The following is an 18,914-nucleotide window of genomic DNA, read 5'->3' on the forward strand; positions in this document are numbered from 1 at the left end:
GCCACCACCGCAGCACCGCACGGAGAGGAGACAACGAATGGACCTCGACCTGATCATCAGGAACGGGACCGTCGTCGACGGCACCGGGGCGGACCGCCGCCGGGCCGACATCGGCGTCAAGGACGGCCGCATCACCGAGATCGGTGACCTCGGCGACGCGCGAGCCACCCGGACCGTGGACGCCGACGGGCTGGTCGTCGCCCCGGGCGTGATCGACCTCCACACCCACTACGACGGGCAGGTCCACTGGGACCCGCACCTGACCAACACCGGCACCCACGGGGCGACCACTGTGGCGGTCGGCAACTGCGGGTTCGGCTTCGCACCGTGCAAGCCGGAGATGCGCGACCGCTACATGCAGATGATGGAGCGCACCGAGCAGATCCCGTACGAGGCACTCCGCCAGGGCATGCCGTGGAAGTGGGAGACCTTCCCGGAGTGGATGGAGCATCTCCGTTCGCTGCCCAAGGCGCTCAACATGGCCTCCTTCCTCCCGATCAACCCGCTGATGATCTACGTCATGGGGATCGAGGCGGCGAAGTCGAGGCCGGCAACCGAGGACGAGCGGGCCGAGATGCGGCGGCTGCTGCACGAGGCGATGGACGCCGGCGCCCTCGGGTTCGCCGTCACCTGGCTCGGCGAGATGAACAACCACACCGACTTCGACGGCTCGCCGATGCCCTCGGACATCATGGAGATCGAGGAGGCCTACAACCTCGCGCAGGTCCTGCGCGAGCGTGGCGGCGGCATCATCCAGGCCAACACCGACATCCCGATGCTGCGCAACCGCCGAGACGTGTGCGCGGAGCTCGCCCACATCTCCGGGGCGACGGTGATCCACAACGTGATCATGGTGGTCCCGGACTCCACGGTGCACCTCGACGTGCTCGCCTGGCTCGACGAGTGCACCGAGGAGGGCCTCGACATCTACACGCAGAGCATCGCATCGCGCGGGTGGACGGAGTTCACCGTCCTGAATTACACCTCCTGGGACGTCCTGCCGGTGTTCAAGGCCTTCACCGACCAGGATCCGGACGGCAAGGCGGCGCTCGCCCGGAGCCCCGAGTACCGGCAGCGGGTCGTCGACGAGTACGACTTCGGCCCCCAGCAGCACGCCGGGACCAGGTTCCACGAGTTCACGATGATCGACGCCGCAGGCGCTGCGGAGTTCACCGCGCACGAGAACAAGACGGTCGCGGAGATCGCCGCCGACACGGGCCGCAGCGTCACCGACACGTTCTACGACATCCTTGTGGCCAGCAAGCTGCAGGCGCAGTTCACCCACCTCACCCGGTTCGTCTACGACGAGAAGCTCGTCGGCCCGGTCCTGCAGCACCCCCGGGTGCTCGCGGGGGGCTCGGACGGCGGCGCCCACGTCAAGTTCGTCGCGGGCGGCCAGTGGCCGACCGACCTGATCATCTGGCTGGCCCGCGACAGTGACCAGTTCACGCTCGAGGAGATCCACGCCAAGATCAGCGCCCTGCCGGCGAGAGTGCTCGGCCTGCCCGACCGCGGCACCCTGGTGCCGGGCAACGCCGCCGACATCATGATCTACGACCTCGACGAGCTCGGCTACCAGCACGGACGCTACGAGGTCCGTCACGACCTTCCCGGTGGCGACTGGCGGAAGTTCGTGGACGTGCGGGGGCTTCGGTACGTCCTGGTGAACGGGGAGATCACGTTCGTCGACGGTGTTCCGCAGGATCCCCGCCCGGGCGCCCTGGTCACGACCGCGGTCGGCGCCACCACCTGACCGACGGTCCACAACCCTCCGGCGGGGCCGCGGGCCCCGCCGGGTCGTTCGGAGAGGCTTCCATGTCGCTTGCGCAGCCCGGTTCCCACGACGACGTGAGATCACCGGCCGCACCACCCGCTCTCGCCGCCCACGGCCTCGTGCTCCGCTACGGCGGGGTCACCGCCGTCGACGGCGTCGACCTCGAGCTCCACCGCGGCGAGGTCACGGGACTGATCGGGCCCAACGGGGCCGGCAAGACCTCTCTGATCGACGTGCTGTCCGGGTTCGTCCGGGCCTCGGCAGGGCGCGTCGAGCTGGCGGGCACGCCGATCGACCGGCTCCGACCGCACCAGCGCATGCGGCGGGGTCTGGCGCGGATGTTCCAGCACCTCGAGCTCTGCGCGGAGCTCACGGTCGCCGAGAACCTCTCCGTCGCCGCACGTCGGGTGCCCGGGCCTGCGACCGACCGGATCACCGAGGTCGTCGACGAGCTCGGCCTGGGCGCGGAGCTCGATCGTCGGGTAGCCGAGCTGTCGCAGGGCAGACGGAAGATCGTCGCGCTCGCGCGGGCGGTCGTCTCCCGCCCGTCGGTGGTGCTCATGGACGAGCCGGCCGCGGGTCTGGGGCCTGCCGACACCGCGTCGGTCGGCTCGTACCTGCGGTCTCTCGCCGCCGCCGGGACCGCCGTGCTGCTCGTGGACCACGACATGGGGTTCGTCCTGCCGACCTGCGACCGGATCGTGGTGCTGAACTTCGGCTCCGTGCTGGCCTCCGGCAGTCCGGCCGAGATCCGCCGCGACCCCGCGGTCCAGGCGGCCTACCTGGGCGAGGCGGCATGAACGAGGTGCTGGAGGTCCAGGGCCTCGAAGCCGGCTACGAGGGCCGCGCCGTGGTGCACGGCATCGACCTCTCCGTGGGACGGGGCGAGATCGTCGCCCTGCTCGGGGCGAACGGGGCCGGGAAGTCCACCACCCTGCGCACCGTGAGCGGGTTGCTGCGCCCACTCGGCGGCCATGTCCGTCTCGACGGCGTCGACCTCACCGGGCGTCCCGCCCACCGGGTGGCGTCGGCCGGGTTGGTGCTCGTCCCGGAAGGGCGGGCGCTCGCCCGCGGGTTGACCGTGGAGGAGAACCTGCGCCTGGTCGCGTTTCCGTCGTGGGACCCGCTCACCCTGTTCCCGGAACTGGGTGAGCTGCGGCGCCGGCGGGTCGGGCTGCTTTCTGGGGGCGAACAGCAGATGCTGGCGGTCGCGCGCGCACTCACGATGAGCCCGAAGGTGCTCCTGGTCGACGAGCTGTCGTTCGGTCTGAGTCCGAAGGTCGTCGCCCGGCTGCTTACCGCCCTGCGGGAGCTGGCCACGAAGACCGGCCTCGGTGTGCTCCTCGTCGAGCAGCACGTGCAACAGGTCCTCGAGGTCGCCGACCGGGGATGTGTCCTGCGGCAGGGCGCACTCGTGGCCGACCGACCCGCCGCGGACCTGCTCGCCGACCGGTCCGTCCTGGAGGCCGGATACCTCGGTGACACCGCCACCCCCGCCGTCGCGGTGCGCGGCGCGACCAAGGAGCCCACGCGATGAGTCTGGACCTGCAGCTCGCCCTGAGCGGCCTGGGCACCGCCGGCGCTGTCGCCCTGCTCGCGCTCGGCCTCGTGGTGACGTTCAAGGGCTCGGGAACACTGAACTTCGCGCACGGGGCCTACGCCACTGCGGCGGTCTACACCTATGTGGGCCTCGCCGAGCCGCTCGGGGTCGCGGCCGCCGTCGTCATCGGCCTCGCCGTGCCTGTCGCCATCGCCGCCCTGGTGCAGGTCCTGGTGATGCAGCGACTCTCGGAGGCACCCGTCCTCGCCAAGGTGGTGGCCACCCTGGGGGTGATGCTCACCATTCAGGCGTTCATCTCGGCGCTGACCGGAGGAGCGACGCCCAACCCGCCCCGGCTTCTCCCCGCAGGCCCCGTCACGCTCGGGCCGGGGATCACGATCGGCGCCGACCGGCTGATCATCCTGGGCATCGTCGTGGTCCTCGCCCTGGGGCTCGCGGCGGCGTTCGCCCGGACCCGGTTCGGCATCGTCACCCGCGCGGGCGCCCAGGACGAGGAGGCCGTCGTCCTGACGGGCACCTCGGTGAACCGGGTGGCGCTGGCGAACGGGTGCATCGGGGCGTTCCTCGCCGGACTCGCCGGGATCCTGCTGGCGGGCTTCGCTCCGATCTCCCCGACCTTCTTCACCTCGGTGCTGATCACCGCCATCGCCGCGGCGATGGCGACCGGCTTCCGGTCCGTGCTCGGCACGGTCGGGGTGGCGTTGCTGATCGGTGTCGCGCAGGCCGTCATCGTGCGACACAGCAGCTCGTGGAACGTCTTCGGTCTGGTGGGCTGGGCGGAGGCGCTGCCGGTCCTCGTCATCATGCTCGTCGTGCTCGGTAGAGGGCGCTCGATCCCGGTCCGCGGTGCGACGGCTCGGCTGGGGCTCCCCCAGGTCCCGGTCGTCCGCCGACCGTGGGCGGCGGCACTGGCGCTGCTGGTCGTCGGTGGCCTCCTCGTGTGGGTCCTTCCGGTGTCGCTCGGCGACCCGCTCGCGATGTCGATGATCTCCTTCGTCATCTGCCTGTCCCTGGTCGTCCTGGTCGGGTACGCGGGACAGGTGTCGCTCGGACAGATGGCGTTCGCAGGCCTGGCGGCCCTCGTCACCGCACGGATCGCGTCGGAGACCGGCCTCGGTTTCCCCTGGGCGGGGATCGTGGGTGTCGTCGTCGCCGTCGTCTGCGGTGTCGTCCTCGCGTTGCCCGCCCTCCGGGTGCGCGGCATCGAACTCGCCGTGGTGACTCTCGGTGCCGCCCTGGTCCTGGAGCTCATGGTCTTCAACAGCCCCCTGCTCAACGGCACCACGTCCGGCAGTTCCGTCCCCCCGCCCGAGCTGTGGGGGCTCGACCTCGACTCGATCACCAACCCGGTCGGTTTCGGGCTGCTCACCGTCGTCGTCGCCGCCCTCGTCCTCTGGGCGGTCGCGTCGTTACGTCGATCCGACCTCGGCAGGCAGATGCTGTCGGTCAGGGAGAACGAGCAGGGCGCCGCGGCCTCCGGTGTCTCCGTGACGCGGGTGAAGCTCACCGCGTTCGTGATCTCCTCCGCGCTGGCCGGCGTCGCGGGGGTGTTGTTCGTCTACCGTTCCGGGCAGGTCACCTACGACTCGTTCCTCGTCCTGCAGTCGGTGTTCTTCGTGGCCATCGTCTATCTCGGCGGGATCGGCTCCGTGGGAGGTGCGCTCGTCGTCGCCCTCTTCTTCGCCCCCGGCGGCATCGGCAGCCACCTCAGCGCGGTCATCTGGCACGACGGGTGGATGCAGGTCATCGCAGGCCTGGTCCTGCTCCAGGTGGTCGTCTCCCATCCCGACGGCCTGGCAGGCGTCCCGCGCCAGCTCACGACCCACCGCGCCCGACGCCGCAACAGGACCGCGGCCACAGCACCGGCCCCCGAGACCCCGGTCCCGGCCGGCTCGTCGTCACGAGGGTGAGCCGCCGGTCACGACGGTGACGGGAGCAGCGGATCGATGAGCGCATGCACATCGTCGATCGCCGCCGCCACGCCGACCTCCCCATCGAGCAGGGCCTGGTACGCGGCGCCGCGCAGCGCACCGACGAACAGTCGTGCGGCACGCGGGACGTCCACCGCGGGATCGACCGTCCCATCGTCGACGCCGCGCGCGATGCAGGCGGCGACCGACTCGCGCATCCCCCGGTGCAGCTCCGCCATCCGCTCCCGGAGGAGCGGGATGGGCAGCAGAGCCTCGAACATCAGGAGGTAGAGGGCGCGCATCCGGGCCGGCGCCTCGACGGCGCTCGCATGGATGCCCGTCACCATCGTGTGGAGCGCCGGCCTCCCCCCGCTGTCTCCGACCGCGGGCCCGAGGACCGAGGAGTTCCAGTCGACGACCATGCGTTCGATCATCGTCCAGAGCAGCCCTTCCTTCGACCCGAAGCGCCTGGTCACGAGGCCGGGGCTGTAGCCGGCGCGCTCTCCGATCGCGGCGAGCGTCGCCCGCTCGAAACCGACCTCGCCGATCAGCTCCATCGCGGCGTCGAGCAGGCGTGACGTCGACAGCTCCGAGCGGGCCTGCTGCGGAGTGGGAGGGGTGTGGGATCGTAGGGTCACAGGGCTCCCGATCGACTCGTCGACTTCTGCCGAGACCTCGGCCAGGTCAGATCTTCGTGGCTCCCATGTCCACCGTCAGCTGGGCCCCCGTCATGGTGCGGGAGAGGTCCGACGCCAGGAAGACGACGCTGTCCGCGATGTCGTCGACCTCGGCGATCGACACCTTCGGCAGCAGGCTCGCGAAGGCGGCGGCGTAGGACGGGTGCGCGTCCAGGACGGCCCGCATCCCGGAGCCCTCGCCCATCGGCGTCGCCACGCCCCACGGGTGCAGCGAGTTGACCCTGATCCCATACTCACCCAGCTCGATCGCCGCCGTCTTCGTCAGCCCGACGACGCCGTGCTTGGCGGCGGAGTAGTGGGCCTGTCCCGGCAGGGACTTCAGACCCGCGACCGAGCTGACGGTGATGACCGAACCCCCGTTGCCTGCGGCGATCATGTGGGGAACCGTGGCTCGCAGGGTGCGCCAGACACCGGTCAGGTTGATGTCGATCATGGTCTGCCACTGCTCGTCCGACATCTCCCAGAACCGGTTCCAGTCGCTGATCCCCGCGTTCGCCACGACGACGTCCAACCGGCCGCCGAGGAGCGCCACCCCCTCCGCCACCACCGCGTCGAGCCGGCTCGAGCGGACGTCCACCACGTTCGCGCACACCCGTTGCCCCTCGGCCTCCACCAGGGCCGCGGTGGTGTCGAGATCCTCCGACGTGGCGGGCGGATAGGCGGCGCGAGTGGAGACCCGCTCACAGACGTCCAGGGCGATGATCGCCGCTCCCTCCCGGGCCAACCGAACGCAATGCGCCCGACCCTGGCCCCGTGCGGCCCCGGTCACCACCGCCACCCGTCCGCCCAACAGGCTCATGACGCCTCCATCTTGCTGAGCGCGCCCGACGGACACGACTCCGCGACTTCGTCTGCGCTGCCGTCGACCTCCGTCGCGCCGGGTGGCGCGAGCACCACGACGACACCGTCCTCGTCCTGGTCGAAGAGGTCGGGCCGGGCGAGGACGCACGACCCGGCACCGATGCACCGCGCGCGGTCCACCTGCAGGGTCATCGACCGTCGCCCCACGTCACCGGCATGCGATGCACGCCGTAGATCGAGAGGTCGTACCCCAGCTCGACCTCGTCGTCCGGAACCGCGAGTCGGATGTCGGGCAACCTGCCCAGCAGGGTCGCGAAGCCCGCTCGCATCTCGACGCGGGCCAGCTGCTGCCCGATGCACTGGTGCACCCCGTGCCCGAAGGCCAGGTGGCCTGCAGTCGCTCGCTCGATGTCGAGCACGTCGGGTGAGGCGAACTTCCGTGGATCCCTGTTCCCCGCCGGAAGGGAGACGGTCACCGTCTCCCCCGCGGCGATGCGGATGCCGTCGATGTCGACGTCCTCGATCGCCGTGCGAACGACGGAGAACTGCACGATCGACAGATAGCGCAGGAGCTCCTCCACCGCGGCGGGGATGCGACCGGGATCCGCCACGAGCAGTCGGAGCTGAGCCGGGTTCCTGAGCAACGCGAAGGTCCCCAGCGTGAGCATGTTCGTCGTGGTCTCGTGTCCGCCGAGCAGGAGCAACAGCCCGGCTCCGCCGAGCTCGACGTCGGAGAGATCCGTCGTGGTGACGAGGTGGCTCACGAGGTCGTCACCGGGCCGGTCCCGCTTGTGCCGCGCGAGGGTCTGGACGTACTCGACGATCGACCGGAGTGCCGCCGCGCTCTCCTCCGCCGTGGAGGTCAGACCCAGGTGGACGATCGCGTTGCGCTGGAACTCGGCCCGGTCGGCATCGGGGACACCGAGCAGCTCACAGATGACAAGCGACGGAACGGGCAGGGCGAAGTCGGCGACGAGGTCACTCGGCTGCCCGGCGTCGATCATGGCGTCGACGCGTTCGACGAAGAGCCGCTCCACGGTCGCATGCAGCGCTGCCATCCGACGCACGGTGAAATGAGCGGTCAACGGCTTGCGGAACCGGGTCTGCTCCGGTGGGTCCATGGCCAGGAAGTACCCGGGGGGCGCCGGGTGTCCATAGATCGCGTCCATCCCTGGGCGCGGGATCGGAGAACGCCGCAGCTCGGCGCGTGCACTGAAACGCGGGTCGCTCAGCACCGTCCGCGCCTCCCCGTGCCCCGTCACCAACCAACCGACGTGGCCATCGGGATAGCGCATGCGGCACACCGGGGTCGCTCGCAGTTCTCGGAACTCCGCGGGGGGATCGAAGAAGTCGACCCGCCCAGTCGGCATGGTCACCGGCGAGCCGGCGGTCGTCGTCTCGGACATGCGGAAGCCTCCCGCAGCGTCGTCGCTGAGTGATGGGCCCGGCGGGCCTGGCGGCGAACGTAGCCAGAATTTTGGTAGTTGACAACTTACATTTCTGCCGACCACGCTGAGCCCATCCACCCGATCGACGGCGATACGGGAGTACTGCATGAACCTGCTCGAGGGTCGAGTCGCCCTGATCACCGGAGGAGCCCGCGGCCAAGGGCGCGCGCACGCCCTGACCTGTGCCAGGGCAGGAGCCGACGTCGTCCTGCTCGATGTGCCCGACCGTCTCCGATCCGTGGGGTACCCCCTGGGCTCCGAGGCGGACCTCCGTGACACCGCCGCACAGATCGAGGCCCTCGACCGACGTGTGCTCACGGTTCGCGCGGACGTTCGCGACCGAGATGCGGTCGACGCGGCGGTGGCGCAGGCGCTCGAGGACTTCGGCCGGATCGACATCCTGATCGCGAACGCCGGCATCTGGACGCGTGCAGCGTTCTGGGAGTTGGACGACGACGCCTGGGACGAGATGCTCGGCGTGACTCTCACGGGCACCTGGCGGGCGGCCAAAGCCGTAGCCCCCCACATGATCGCCGCCGGGCGGGGGTCGATCGTCGTCACGTCGTCGATCAACGGTCTCGAGCCCGGGCGACAGTACGCCCACTACACGGCCGCCAAACACGGTCTCATCGGTCTGATGAAAGCGATGGCCTTGGAGCTCGCGCCACACGGCATCCGCTGCAATGCCATCTGTCCCGGCGCGATCCACACCCCCATGACCGACCACCAGGCGGTCTGGGACCTCTTCGCGGGCCACGAGGGCGGAACCAAGGAGGAGATGATGGAGAGCGGGTATCACAACCACGCCCTCAAGGGCGCCACCTTCCTGCCACCGCAGGTCATCGCGGACGCGGCGCTGTACCTCAACTCGGACCTGGCGTCCGCGGTGACCGGCGCCGTCCTGCCGGTCGACGCCGGCCATCTGCTCCTGCCCGGAGTGAACCCCCACCCTGTCCGCTGACATCGGACCTTCGAGGAGGACCCGTGCCCAAGCGTTGGTGGCTCAACCAGCTCAACACCGAGAAGCCTGAACGGCTGGTCGAGTTCTACAAGGCCTTCGGATTCGTCGACGACCACGGTTTCGACCTCCGTCCGGGAGCCGAGGTACCAGCCCATTTCACCCCCGGTGAGCTCTGCGCCGCGCTCGGCTACGACGGCGCCGACCGGCTCGACACCGGTCTCACCCGCGCGATGCTGCGTCTGCCCGGCGACGTCGCGCGCGTCGAGATCCTCGGCTGGAAGGAGGGGACGCTCCGCTCCCCCGGCCCCCGGTACTTCAACTCGCAGGGCCTCGTGCGGATCGGCCTGCTCGTCGACGACCTCGACAAGGAGCTCGCCGCGCTCGCCGAGCGAGAGGTCCCGGTGCTGTGGTCGGGCGAGATCACCTGGCTGAACTGGGGAGTCGTCAAGGCCGCCTTCCTCTACGACCCGGATGGGAACGTCGTCGAGCTCGTCGAAGCCGACGTCGAGAACAACTGACCAGGCCGATACGGCCCAGTCCCACGGACATCATCCAGCACCACGCCGAGGAGGAGAGATGACGCTGACGAGCCCGAACGACATCATCGACGTCGACATCGACAGCCACGAGATGGCACCACTGCACATGTGGGGCCCGATGTTCGGGGAGCACTCGGACAGGTTCGCCAAGATCCTGGAACCGGCGATGTCGCGGTTCGGCGCCAGTGCCAACAACTTCGACCGGCCGGGGCTCACCGACACCGCGCCCATCACCGCCGAGACGGTGTGGAACGAGCGGGGACCGGGCGCCCCCGGTGCCTTCGACTTCGATCGCAGGCTCGCCGTGCTCGATGCGATGGGCACCGAGACCCAGCTCGTCTTCCCCTCCGGCGCGATGACCGCGTTCGGAGCCCTGCTCGGTGGGGAGCTTCGCCAGACGTTCCTCAGCGGACTCGAGTACGACGACTACGCACCGATCATCGAAGGGCTGATCGACGAGTACAACGCCTGGGCGGCACGAGAGACGACCGCGCGCGGGAACCGTCTGCGGTTCGTGGCGCTTCTGCACGGCGCGAACCCGGCGGAGATGATCACCAACACCGAAGCCCTGCTCGCCCAAGGCATCCGTGCACTGCATCTGCCCTCGGGCATCCCGCCTGCCGGCGTCTCGCCCGCGGACCACGCGCTACACCCGCTCTGGAGGATGATCGCCGACGCGGATGCGGCCGTCGTGACGCACGTGGCCGGCCAGACCGGCTTCCTCGCCTCCGCCGCCTGGAACCAGGCCCCGGAGTTCGCGCCGGGCAAGGTCGAGAGCACCGAGGTCGGTTTCGAGCCGCTCAGCATGAGCGTGGTGCACGCCGCGGCGGTGAACTACCTGTCGGCCATGATCCTCGGCGGGGTGTTCGAACGCTTCCCGACCCTCCGGTTCGGGGTCCTCGAGTTCGGCGCGTACTGGGTCGGCCACCTGGCGGAGACCCTGGACGTCTGGGGCACCCGGGTCTTCCGCAAGCGGGTGTCGGGTGTCCTCTCGGCGAAGCCGTCGGAGTACCTCGCGCGCAACGTCCGGGTCAGCCCGTTCCCCTTCGAGGACACCCGCTCCTACTTCGAGCGCCACCCCGCGGTCGCGGACTGCTTCGCGTACTGCAGCGACTATCCGCACGTCGAAGGGGGCATCTCGCAGAAGCAGGTCTTCTTCGACCAGCTGCAGCCGCTGGGCGACGACGTCCTGCGACGCTTCTTCAGCGAGAACGGCCGCCTCCTCACCCCCTAGCCGGGAGGACCATGATGGACTACGAACGATACGAGTACCTCGACATCACCGTCGCCGACGGGGTCGCGTCGGTGTTGAACAACGACCCGCTGCGGGACAACGCATTCACCCCTGCGGCACACCGGGAATGGGCCTACGTCTACCGCGACCTCGCGCAGGACGAGGACGTGCGGGCGATCGTGCTGGGTGGACACGGCGAGCACTTCTCCGCGGGTCCCGATGTGGAGTACCTGCGTGCCCTCGCCACCGACCCCGCGGCCCGTGCGCGCGGTTTCGACGAGACCGAGCAGATCGTCTACGCCCCGCTGACCTTCGACAAACCGGTCGTCAGCGCGATCTCCGGTTCGTTGGTCGGCGGGGCGGCGACCTACGCGCTGATGGCCGACATCATCGTGGCGGACGAGACGGCCACCTTCGTCGACAAGCACGTCACCGCGGGCCTCGTTCCAGGCGACGGCGGCATCCTGACCTGGATGACGTACGCCGGTGTGCTCAGGGCGAAGCGCCATCTGCTCACGGGCGACCCGTTGTCGGCCCATGAGGCCGAACGGATCGGGCTGATCACCGAAGTCGTCCCCCGTGGTGAGGCGCTCGATGCCGCGCGGGGCTACGCACACCGGCTCGCCGAGCTCCCGCCGGCGACGATCCGCCAGACCAAACGAGCGCTCAACCAGGGGCTACGTGTCCTGGCGCCCGTGCTGTTCGACCACAGCCACGCCCTGGAGGCGCTGTCGATGCAGACTCCGGAGTTCCGGGACTGGGTGGCCGCGCTCCCCCACGACGACCCGGCGGAGGCGGTCCACCCCGTCGGCTCGCCGTGAGCACTGGCGGGCCGGTCCTGCGCCTCGCGGGGGTGTCGGCCGGTTACGGTGGCTCCGCAGTCGTTCGGGACATCGATCTGGATGTCGGGGTGGGCGAGGTGGTCGTCGTGCTCGGCGCCAACGGCGCCGGCAAGACGACGACACTGCTCACCGCCGCCGGAGCTGTGAAGCCGATGGCAGGCACGGTGCAGTGGCGGGGCGTGGCCACGACCGCATCGTTGCACCGGCGGGCCCGGAGCGGTCTGCGGCTCGTCACCGAGGAACGCTCGGTCTTCACACGTCTGTCGGTGGCCGACAACCTCCGCATCGGCCGTGGATCTCCGAGTGCCGCCCTGGACCTCTTTCCGGAGCTGGCGCCGCTGCTGGGCCGCCCGGCGGGACTGCTTTCGGGTGGGGAACAGCAGATGCTGACGCTCGGCAGAGCGCTGTCCGCCCGGCCCGCGCTCCTCATCGCCGACGAGCTGTCCCTGGGGCTCGCGCCCCTCATCGTCGAACGGCTGCTGACGACGGTGCGCGACGAGTCCCGACGGAGCGGAATGTCGGCCTTGCTGGTCGAGCAGCACATCCGACCCGCGCTCGCGGTCGCCGACCGCGGATACGTCATGCGCCGCGGTCGGATCGAGTTCTCGGGTTCGGCGGACCTGCTGCGGTCGGAGTCCGCGGCGATCGAGTCGACCTATCTCAGTCGCGCGGCCGGGGTCGGCCCGCCGACGGGATGAGCACGGCACCGGAACAGCCCATTTCATGAACGGGGATCCCATGGTCAGCAGAGGATGGAGCTCGACAGCCGTGATCGCGGCGCTCGCGCTCGCGATGTCCGGATGCGCGTCGAGCTCGCTCGGTGGCGGCGACGCATCGTCCGGTCCCGGCGACACGGTCAAGGTCATGATGTTCAACTCCGGGCAGGCCGCGACTCTGGACTGGTCGCCGGCCGGGACCGCGGTTTCCACCTACGTGGACGCGTACCTCAACCCGGCGGGTGGCGTCCACGGCAGGCAGGTCGAGCTGACGGTCTGCGACGACCAGCTCGACCCCAACAAGGCCGCCGCCTGCGCACAGCGCGCGGTCACCGAGGGCGTCGTCGCGGTCATCGGAGGCATGAGCATCAACGGCAACCGGTTCCTGCCCGGGATCGAGGCCGCCGGGATCCCCTACGTCGTCACACTCCCCCTGTCGAGCGCGGACTACACGAGCCCGGTGTCCTTCCCGATGCAGGGCGGCACCGTCCTCAACTACTCCGGGGCCGCCGCCGAGCTGGTCCGCAAGGGCTGCCCCGACGTCGGACTACTCGTCAACCCGATCGCGACGTCGGCCGCTCTCGAGGACTTCGCACGCAAGGGGGCGGACGCCGCAGGCGGGCGGCTGGTCTCGACGGTCGCGGTCCCGGTGGGCACGACCGACATGTCCGCAGCCTTCGCCAAGCTGAAGGCGGACGGTGCGGACTGCGTGGTGATCGGCACGGTCGAGCAGGACTTCGTCAACTTCGCCAACTACTCCGCACAGAGTGGGTCACCGATTCCGCTGTCGGCCTCGACCGGCGGGGTCCCTCCGCAGGCGCTCAAGGCGCTCTCCGCGGAGGCCGTCGGGCAGCTGGAGCTGGTAGGCGGCTCGTACGGCGCCGGAGATCGTTCCATCGCAGAGATCCAGCAGTACGCCGACCTGCTGTCGAAGACGCACCCGGACGCTCCGATCGAGGACAAGGGCGCCGCGGCGTGGGGGACGGCGGCCGCCCTCTTCGCAGCGATGGCCTCGGTAGAGGGCGATCTGACGCCCGCCGCGATCGCGACCGCTCTCGCGCGGCACTGCCCGGTCGGCACCGAGGTCTACGGACCCGATGTGTGTTTCGACGCCCCAGCGACGTCCAACCCGAGCTACCGCCGGACTTTCAACGCGAACCTGTTCGTCTACGAGGTCGGCGAGGACCGCTCCATCACCTTGGTCGCACCGCCCGCCGCTCAGCCGGAGCTGTTGCCGACGTGAGCACTGGGTATCGCCACCTCCCACCCCGACCGCGAGGGGCCGCCGCATGGATGCCGTGACCTTTCTCCTGCTCGGTGTCGGCGCCGGCGCGCTCTACGTCCTCGTCGCCGCAGGCCTGATCCTGATCCACCGCGGATCCGGATTGATCAACTTCGCCCACGTCGCGATCGGGCTGTGCGGCGCATACACGTACTGGGAGCTCCGCGAACTCCGCGGCGTCCCGACCTGGCTGGCGGTTCTCGCCGGAATCGCGGTGTCCGCCGGGCTGGGCGCCGGCGTCCATCTGCTCGTCATGCGTCCGCTCCGGAACGCCTCCCCCCTGACACGGCTCATCGCCACCCTGGCCGTCATGGCCGGCCTGCAGGCGGCGATGCAGCTGCGGTACGCGGACTCGATCTACGTGCGAGTCGAGCCGATGCTGCCCACCGGCGCCGTGTCCGTCCTCGGCGTGACGGTCCCCGGCGACCGTCTTCTGGTATTCGGGATCACCGTTCTGCTCATAGCGCTGCTGTGGGCGGTGTACCGCTGGACGGCGCTCGGTCGGATCACCGCAGCCGTCTCGGAGAACCTCCGGGCGGCGGCGGCCCTCGGGCTGTCCCCCGACGTGATCGCGTCTCTCAACTGGGCGCTCGGGTCGGCGATGGCTGCGCTCGCCACGATCCTCATCGCACCGATCTCCGGGCTCACCCCGGCGCTCGCGACGTCGCTGATCATCCCGGCGCTGGCGACGGCCGTCGTCGCGCGCTTCGCGTCGTTCCCTATCGCGCTCGCCACCGGCACCCTGCTCGGCATCATCCAGTCCGAGGTGACCTACTTCGTCCCGGTGCCGGGCCTCGACGCGGCGATCCCGTTCGTCGTCGTCGCCGTCGTGCTGTTGGCGCGGTCGAAACCGATCGCCGCCCGCGGCGAACCGGTGTTCCGCTTCGCCTCGGTCGGCACCGGCGGCGTCCGGGCCAGGTACGTGCTGCCGGTGACCCTCGTCGCCCTCCTGCTGATCTGGGGGGTCGTCCCGATCGACTGGGTCTCCGCCGTTGGCGTGCAACTCCCGGTGGCGCTGATCGTGCTCTCCGTCGTGGTCGTCACCGGCTACACCGGACAGCTCTCGCTCGCGCAGTTCGCGTTCGCCGGCATCGGCGCCTTCGTCGCCGCGCGGCTCACCGTACTCGGCGCGCCCTTCGGCGTCGCTCTGGTGCTGGCCTGCGCGTCGACGATCCCCCTCAGCATCGTGGTCGGGCTCGCCGGGGCCAGGGCGCGCGGGGTGAACCTCGCCATCGTGACCCTGGGACTGGCCGTCACGGTCGAGGCGATGATCTTCAACAACCCCGTGCTGACCGGCGGGTTCGACGGACTGCAGGTGGGCACGCCGACCCTGTTCGGCATTGCGCTCGGCGCGATCGCGACGCCTGCGGTGTACGCGTCCTTCACGCTGCTCGTGTTCGTGGGGTGTGCCGTCGTGGTGGGGAACCTCCGTCGCGGCCGAGCCGGCCGCCGGCTGCTCGCGGTTCGCTCGAACGAACGAGCGGCCGCAGCCCTCGGCATCTCCGGACTGGGCGCGAAGGTGTACGCATTCAGCCTCGGCGGAGTGCTCGCCGCCTGCGGAGGAGTACTCCTCACCTTCGCCAACCCGATCGTCACGTTCGGAGACGCGTTCACACCCCTGCGCTCGATCCAGATGGTGCAGGAGGCGGTCGTCGGTGGGGTCGGCTGGCTGGTGGGCCCCCTCCTGGGCTCGACGCTCGACCCGGGGACGGTCGGTTCGAAGATCATGGAGGCCGTGGCAGGCAGCCCGAACCCGGCATGGCTGACGCTGGTGGGCGCGGTGATCCTGGTCGTCGCGCTCCTCCAGGCACCGGACGGGCTCGTCCCGCTCAACACTCACCTGCTCCGTGCGGGATGGGACCGCGTGACGCGCCTGTTCGGTCGCTCACCCTCCGACCGCCCCCTTGCTGCGCGCGGCGTTCTCGGTGGCGACGAGGGACCCTCTCGGGTCGCGCCGCACACTCTCCATGTCACGGACCTCAAGGTGAGATTCGGCGGCACGATCGCACTGGACGGCCCCTCGCTCACCGTGGGCCCGGGCGAGGTGGTCGGGCTCATCGGCGCCAATGGTGCGGGCAAGACGACCCTGCTCGACGGCGTCACCGGCTTCGTGCCGCTCGACCGTGGCTCGGTCCTGCTGGACGGCCTGGAACTGCACACACTCGGACCCGCCCGGCGCGCCCGGGCCGGTCTCGGACGGTCGTTCCAGTCGCTGGAGCTGTTCGACGATCTCACGGTCAGGGAGAACCTGCTCAGCGCCTCCGAGCGCAGGGACCCGTGGGCCTACCTCACCACCCTCCTGCGGCCCGGCGTGCCCGCACTCAACGCGATGACGCGGGCGGCGGTCCAGGAGTTCGACCTCGGCCCGGACCTCGACCGCCGTCCCGGCGAGCTTTCGTACGCCCGCCGTCGGCTCGTCGCCATCGCCCGTACGGTGGCCGCTCGCCCCTCGGTCCTCCTGCTGGACGAGCCGGCGGCGGGGATCGACGCGGCGGAGGCCCACGAGCTCGGCGAGCTGATCCGCCGGCTGGCCGACGTCTGGGGCATGGGAGTACTGCTGGTGGAACACGATGTCGAGCTGGTCATGCGCGTCTGCGATCGGATCCTCGTGCTGGAGAACGGTCGTGAGATCGCCACCGGAACCCCCGAGCAGATCAGGATGGACGCGCGGGTCATCGAGTCCTATCTCGGCGGCTCCACGTCACCGGTCGAGGTGTGAAGCCCGCCACCTCTTCGAGCAGGCGGCGGGCTCGCGCCGCGCATGGTCAGGGGCGGGGCCGACGGTGGAGGCGACCCGGGCGGGCGCCGGTGTCGGCCGTTCCGGCGGGTGACCGTGCCCGCGACGATGGTCACGTCGTACCCGGTCGCGTCCTGGACGAAGCGGTGGGCGCCGCTCGGGAGGTCGTCGGTCAGCCGCGGCGTGCAGGGCGCGAGGGACGCGGGATCGATCACATTGACGTCGGCGCGCTTGCCCACGGCCAGCACACCCCGGTCGTCGAAGCCGTAGAGCTCGGCGGGGTCGCGGGTCAACCTTCTCACCAGACTGTCGACGGCGAACCGCGGACCCCGCGTCCTCCGTCTGGCGAAGTGCGACAACAGGAACGTGGGACAGCGGGCGTCGCAGATGAACTGCGCGTGCGCCCCGCCGTCGCTGAGCCCCATGACGTAGTGGTGGTCGACCAGGAACTCACTGATCTGCGTGAGGTCACCGTCGAGTAGCCCGTCGCCAGCCAGACCAGGACCGCCGCGCCGTCCTCGGCGATTACAAGGTCATGGCATAGCTCCAGCGGTCCCGCCCGTCCGCACGGGCACGGGCGGCGACCGACGCCCGAGGTGAACGAGGCGGGTGTACCGGCGTGTGATCGTCCGTGGGTTCAGGCGTGCGGCGCCGTCGCCCGAGTGGGAGAAGACGAACGCATCATGCGCGAGCTCGTACCCGAGTGCCGCGGCGAGCTCCATGCTCCGTGCCCGATGGGCGGTCAGCAGCGTGACCGACTCCGGATCCAGTGCGATTCGACGGTGCTGGTGGGTCTTGGTGTCCTTCTCCCACGTCTCGGTCTTGAGCTCGGCGATGGACCGCTGGACGCGGAGCGTGCCCGTCACGAGGTCGACGTCGTCCCACCGCAGCGCGCAGAGCTCGCCCCGGCGAGCACCGGTGACCATCGTCAGCCAGACGAGCACCGCCCAGTCCGGGTCCTCCCATGACGCGTTCAGAATGCGCACGGCCTCGGCGGACGTCGGCGGCGAGGGGTTGGCCGGGGGCTGCTTCGGCGGCTCGGCGTTGTCGATCGGGCCACGCGGCAGCCATTTCCATCGGACGGCGCGCCTCAGCGCGCCGCTGAGGATGATGTGGATCTGCCGGATCGTCGATTGCGCGAGCGGCTTGCAGACATGCTGGCGGCAGCGATGATCGCAGTCGTGAACGGTCTTCACCCGATGCTCGATCATCCGCCTGCGCTTGCAGTGGAGCCGGCAGCGGCGGAGCTCGGCGTAGAAGGAGTCGAAGACCTCGGACGTGAGCGCAGCCAGCTTGACCGGGCCGATCAGCGGCACAATGTGAGTCCGAGCGACATTCTGGTAGGTCGCCTTGGTCGTGCGCTCCACGTCGAGCAGCAGGAAATGCTTCTCCAGGAGTTGGCGGACGGTGGCCGAGGTCCGTGGGTTCAGCTGCTCGTCGACCTGGACCAACAGCCGCCGCAGGACCTTTTCCGCCTCCGCGTCAGCATCCGGACCGCGCCGCACGGTCTCCTGGAGGTAGTGGCGCTTCTTGGTGACCGGATCCCGCCCGACGAACACGCGGACCTGCAGCGAGCCACTGCTCAGCTGCACGATCTGGCCGCGGGGGCGTTTGCGGCGGGGAGCGGTGACCATGGCGGGAGCGTAAGGCCGGTTGGCACCACAAGTGGCACCACAACACGACAGGCCCGAGAGTCGGGAGACTCATCGGGCCTGGTGGGAAGGGTGGAGCTGAGGGGATTCGAACCCCTGACCCCTTGACTGCCAGGATTCCACGAACCCCCTCACAAGCCTCCTACCAGCGACAACTCTGACACAATCTCCCTCTCCAGCCTCCAGAACTCGCACCACGTGCAGGGTTTCGCACCACGAGTGGCACCACGTGTGTCAGAGCTTCGGCTGGATCCACCCGAAGCCCGTGGGAGTAAAGCGTCCACACCCGCCCGCCGATGGTCCCGAGGTCCGGGGCCGGAGAGGGCGCGGAAGCAAGCTCTGGATTCTCGGCGAGCTGGGCACGCAGCGCTCGAAGCCGTCCCAAAGGGATGTCGAGCGACCCCACAGAGAAGATCGCGTTGTCATACATCTCCTGCTCAACGAGCGCCATCAGCTCGTCGCACTTCTCTGCATCGCGAGTACCCGCATTTCGGCCTCGTCGAGGTCGGGCCACGGATCGCCGATATTCACCAGCGCGCTCCTCGTCCTGCATCCCTACTGCGAACACGCTGGACCCCTTCGCCATGTGGCCGGCTTTCCCGACCTCGGACTACTACGGGTCCTCCGCCCCACCCCGACAGCATCGGCCGACGACGGGCCTTCCCACCACACCGCCGGCTGCGGCGCGGATCGGGGACCATTGAACCGTCCTGGCCGGTGGAGAGGCTCCTGATCTAGCAAGGAGACTGGAGCTGTGGG

16 protein-coding genes and 1 pseudogene are annotated in these 18,914 nt (G+C 69.9%); 11 read left to right on the top strand and 6 right to left on the bottom strand.

The genetic code is table 11. From position 1 onward, the window contains the following. Positions 1 to 34 precede the first annotated feature (34 nt). The 4 genes and pseudogenes from ABD993_RS17930 to ABD993_RS17945 form a co-directional block, all read left to right on the top strand. Positions 35 to 1,753, top strand: a pseudogene (locus ABD993_RS17930) (N-acyl-D-amino-acid deacylase family protein); the annotation flags it as partial. Between the two features lie 62 nt (positions 1,754 to 1,815). After that, positions 1,816 to 2,574 (top strand): ABC transporter ATP-binding protein, encoded by a 759-nt coding sequence (locus tag ABD993_RS17935; protein WP_345419337.1) that lies wholly within the window; start codon positions 1,816 to 1,818, stop codon positions 2,572 to 2,574. Further along, positions 2,571 to 3,311, top strand: coding sequence for an ABC transporter ATP-binding protein (locus ABD993_RS17940; RefSeq protein ID WP_345419340.1), 741 nt, complete (start codon positions 2,571 to 2,573; stop codon positions 3,309 to 3,311). The genes ABD993_RS17935 and ABD993_RS17940 overlap by 4 nt, the downstream gene beginning before the upstream one ends. After that, positions 3,308 to 5,245: an ABC transporter permease gene (locus ABD993_RS17945; RefSeq protein WP_345419343.1), complete on the top strand. Its 1,938-nt coding sequence runs from the start codon at positions 3,308 to 3,310 to the stop codon at positions 5,243 to 5,245. The genes ABD993_RS17940 and ABD993_RS17945 overlap by 4 nt, the downstream gene beginning before the upstream one ends. 8 nt (positions 5,246 to 5,253) lie before the next feature. Here ABD993_RS17945 and ABD993_RS17950 read toward each other — a convergent pair whose 3' ends face one another. From ABD993_RS17950 to ABD993_RS17965, 4 genes are read right to left on the bottom strand one after another with little or no spacing between them, the layout of a single operon-like run. Beyond that, the gene (locus ABD993_RS17950) at positions 5,254 to 5,883 is read right to left on the bottom strand and encodes a TetR/AcrR family transcriptional regulator (protein WP_345419346.1); all 630 of its coding nucleotides are present in this window, start codon (positions 5,881 to 5,883) and stop codon (positions 5,254 to 5,256) included. 46 nt (positions 5,884 to 5,929) lie between these two features. Further along, the gene (locus ABD993_RS17955; protein ID WP_345419349.1) at positions 5,930 to 6,742 is read right to left on the bottom strand and encodes a mycofactocin-coupled SDR family oxidoreductase; all 813 of its coding nucleotides are present in this window, start codon (positions 6,740 to 6,742) and stop codon (positions 5,930 to 5,932) included. Next, positions 6,739 to 6,936, bottom strand: coding sequence for a ferredoxin (locus ABD993_RS17960; RefSeq protein ID WP_345419352.1), 198 nt, complete (start codon positions 6,934 to 6,936; stop codon positions 6,739 to 6,741). The genes ABD993_RS17955 and ABD993_RS17960 overlap by 4 nt, the downstream gene beginning before the upstream one ends. Beyond that, positions 6,933 to 8,300 carry a cytochrome P450 gene (locus ABD993_RS17965; protein WP_345419355.1) on the bottom strand — a complete coding sequence of 456 codons (1,368 nt, stop codon included), beginning with the start codon at positions 8,298 to 8,300 and terminating at the stop codon, positions 6,933 to 6,935. Before ABD993_RS17965 ends, ABD993_RS17960 begins: the two co-directional genes overlap by 4 nt. Here ABD993_RS17965 and ABD993_RS17970 point away from each other — a divergent pair. The 7 genes from ABD993_RS17970 to ABD993_RS18000 all read left to right on the top strand — a co-directional run bounded on the left by ABD993_RS17970 (position 8,299) and on the right by ABD993_RS18000 (position 16,485). Further along, complete coding sequence (locus ABD993_RS17970) at positions 8,299 to 9,153, top strand: mycofactocin-coupled SDR family oxidoreductase (RefSeq protein WP_345419358.1); 855 nt, start codon at positions 8,299 to 8,301, stop codon at positions 9,151 to 9,153. The genes ABD993_RS17965 and ABD993_RS17970 overlap by 2 nt on opposite strands. Before the next feature lie 23 nt (positions 9,154 to 9,176). After that, positions 9,177 to 9,671: a VOC family protein gene (locus tag ABD993_RS17975; RefSeq protein WP_345419361.1), complete on the top strand. Its 495-nt coding sequence runs from the start codon at positions 9,177 to 9,179 to the stop codon at positions 9,669 to 9,671. Positions 9,672 to 9,729: 58 nt separating this feature from the next. Next, the gene (locus tag ABD993_RS17980; RefSeq protein WP_345419364.1) at positions 9,730 to 10,926 is read left to right on the top strand and encodes an amidohydrolase family protein; all 1,197 of its coding nucleotides are present in this window, start codon (positions 9,730 to 9,732) and stop codon (positions 10,924 to 10,926) included. 14 nt (positions 10,927 to 10,940) lie between these two features. Beyond that, positions 10,941 to 11,747, top strand: coding sequence for an enoyl-CoA hydratase-related protein (locus ABD993_RS17985; protein ID WP_345419367.1), 807 nt, complete (start codon positions 10,941 to 10,943; stop codon positions 11,745 to 11,747). A gap of 32 nt (positions 11,748 to 11,779) precedes the next feature. After that, a complete protein-coding gene (locus ABD993_RS17990; RefSeq protein WP_345419382.1) occupies positions 11,780 to 12,466 on the top strand; it encodes an ABC transporter ATP-binding protein in 687 nt (228 codons plus the stop codon). Between the two features lie 70 nt (positions 12,467 to 12,536). Next, positions 12,537 to 13,727 (top strand): ABC transporter substrate-binding protein, encoded by a 1,191-nt coding sequence (locus ABD993_RS17995; RefSeq protein ID WP_345419370.1) that lies wholly within the window; start codon positions 12,537 to 12,539, stop codon positions 13,725 to 13,727. A gap of 55 nt (positions 13,728 to 13,782) precedes the next feature. Next, positions 13,783 to 16,485, top strand: coding sequence for an ABC transporter permease subunit (locus ABD993_RS18000; RefSeq protein WP_345419373.1), 2,703 nt, complete (start codon positions 13,783 to 13,785; stop codon positions 16,483 to 16,485). Here the strand turns inward: ABD993_RS18000 and ABD993_RS18005 are convergent. Beyond that, positions 16,449 to 17,000, bottom strand: a complete 552-nt coding sequence (locus ABD993_RS18005) for an amidohydrolase family protein (RefSeq protein ID WP_345419385.1) — start codon at positions 16,998 to 17,000, stop codon at positions 16,449 to 16,451. The genes ABD993_RS18000 and ABD993_RS18005 overlap by 37 nt on opposite strands. A gap of 36 nt (positions 17,001 to 17,036) precedes the next feature. Next, positions 17,037 to 18,137: a site-specific integrase gene (locus ABD993_RS18010; protein WP_345419376.1), complete on the bottom strand. Its 1,101-nt coding sequence runs from the start codon at positions 18,135 to 18,137 to the stop codon at positions 17,037 to 17,039. Positions 18,138 to 18,914 lie beyond the last annotated feature (777 nt).

The sequence above is a fragment of the Pseudonocardia xishanensis genome, from assembly GCF_039541715.1.
GTDB classification, from domain to species: Bacteria; Actinomycetota; Actinomycetes; order Mycobacteriales; family Pseudonocardiaceae; genus Pseudonocardia; species Pseudonocardia xishanensis.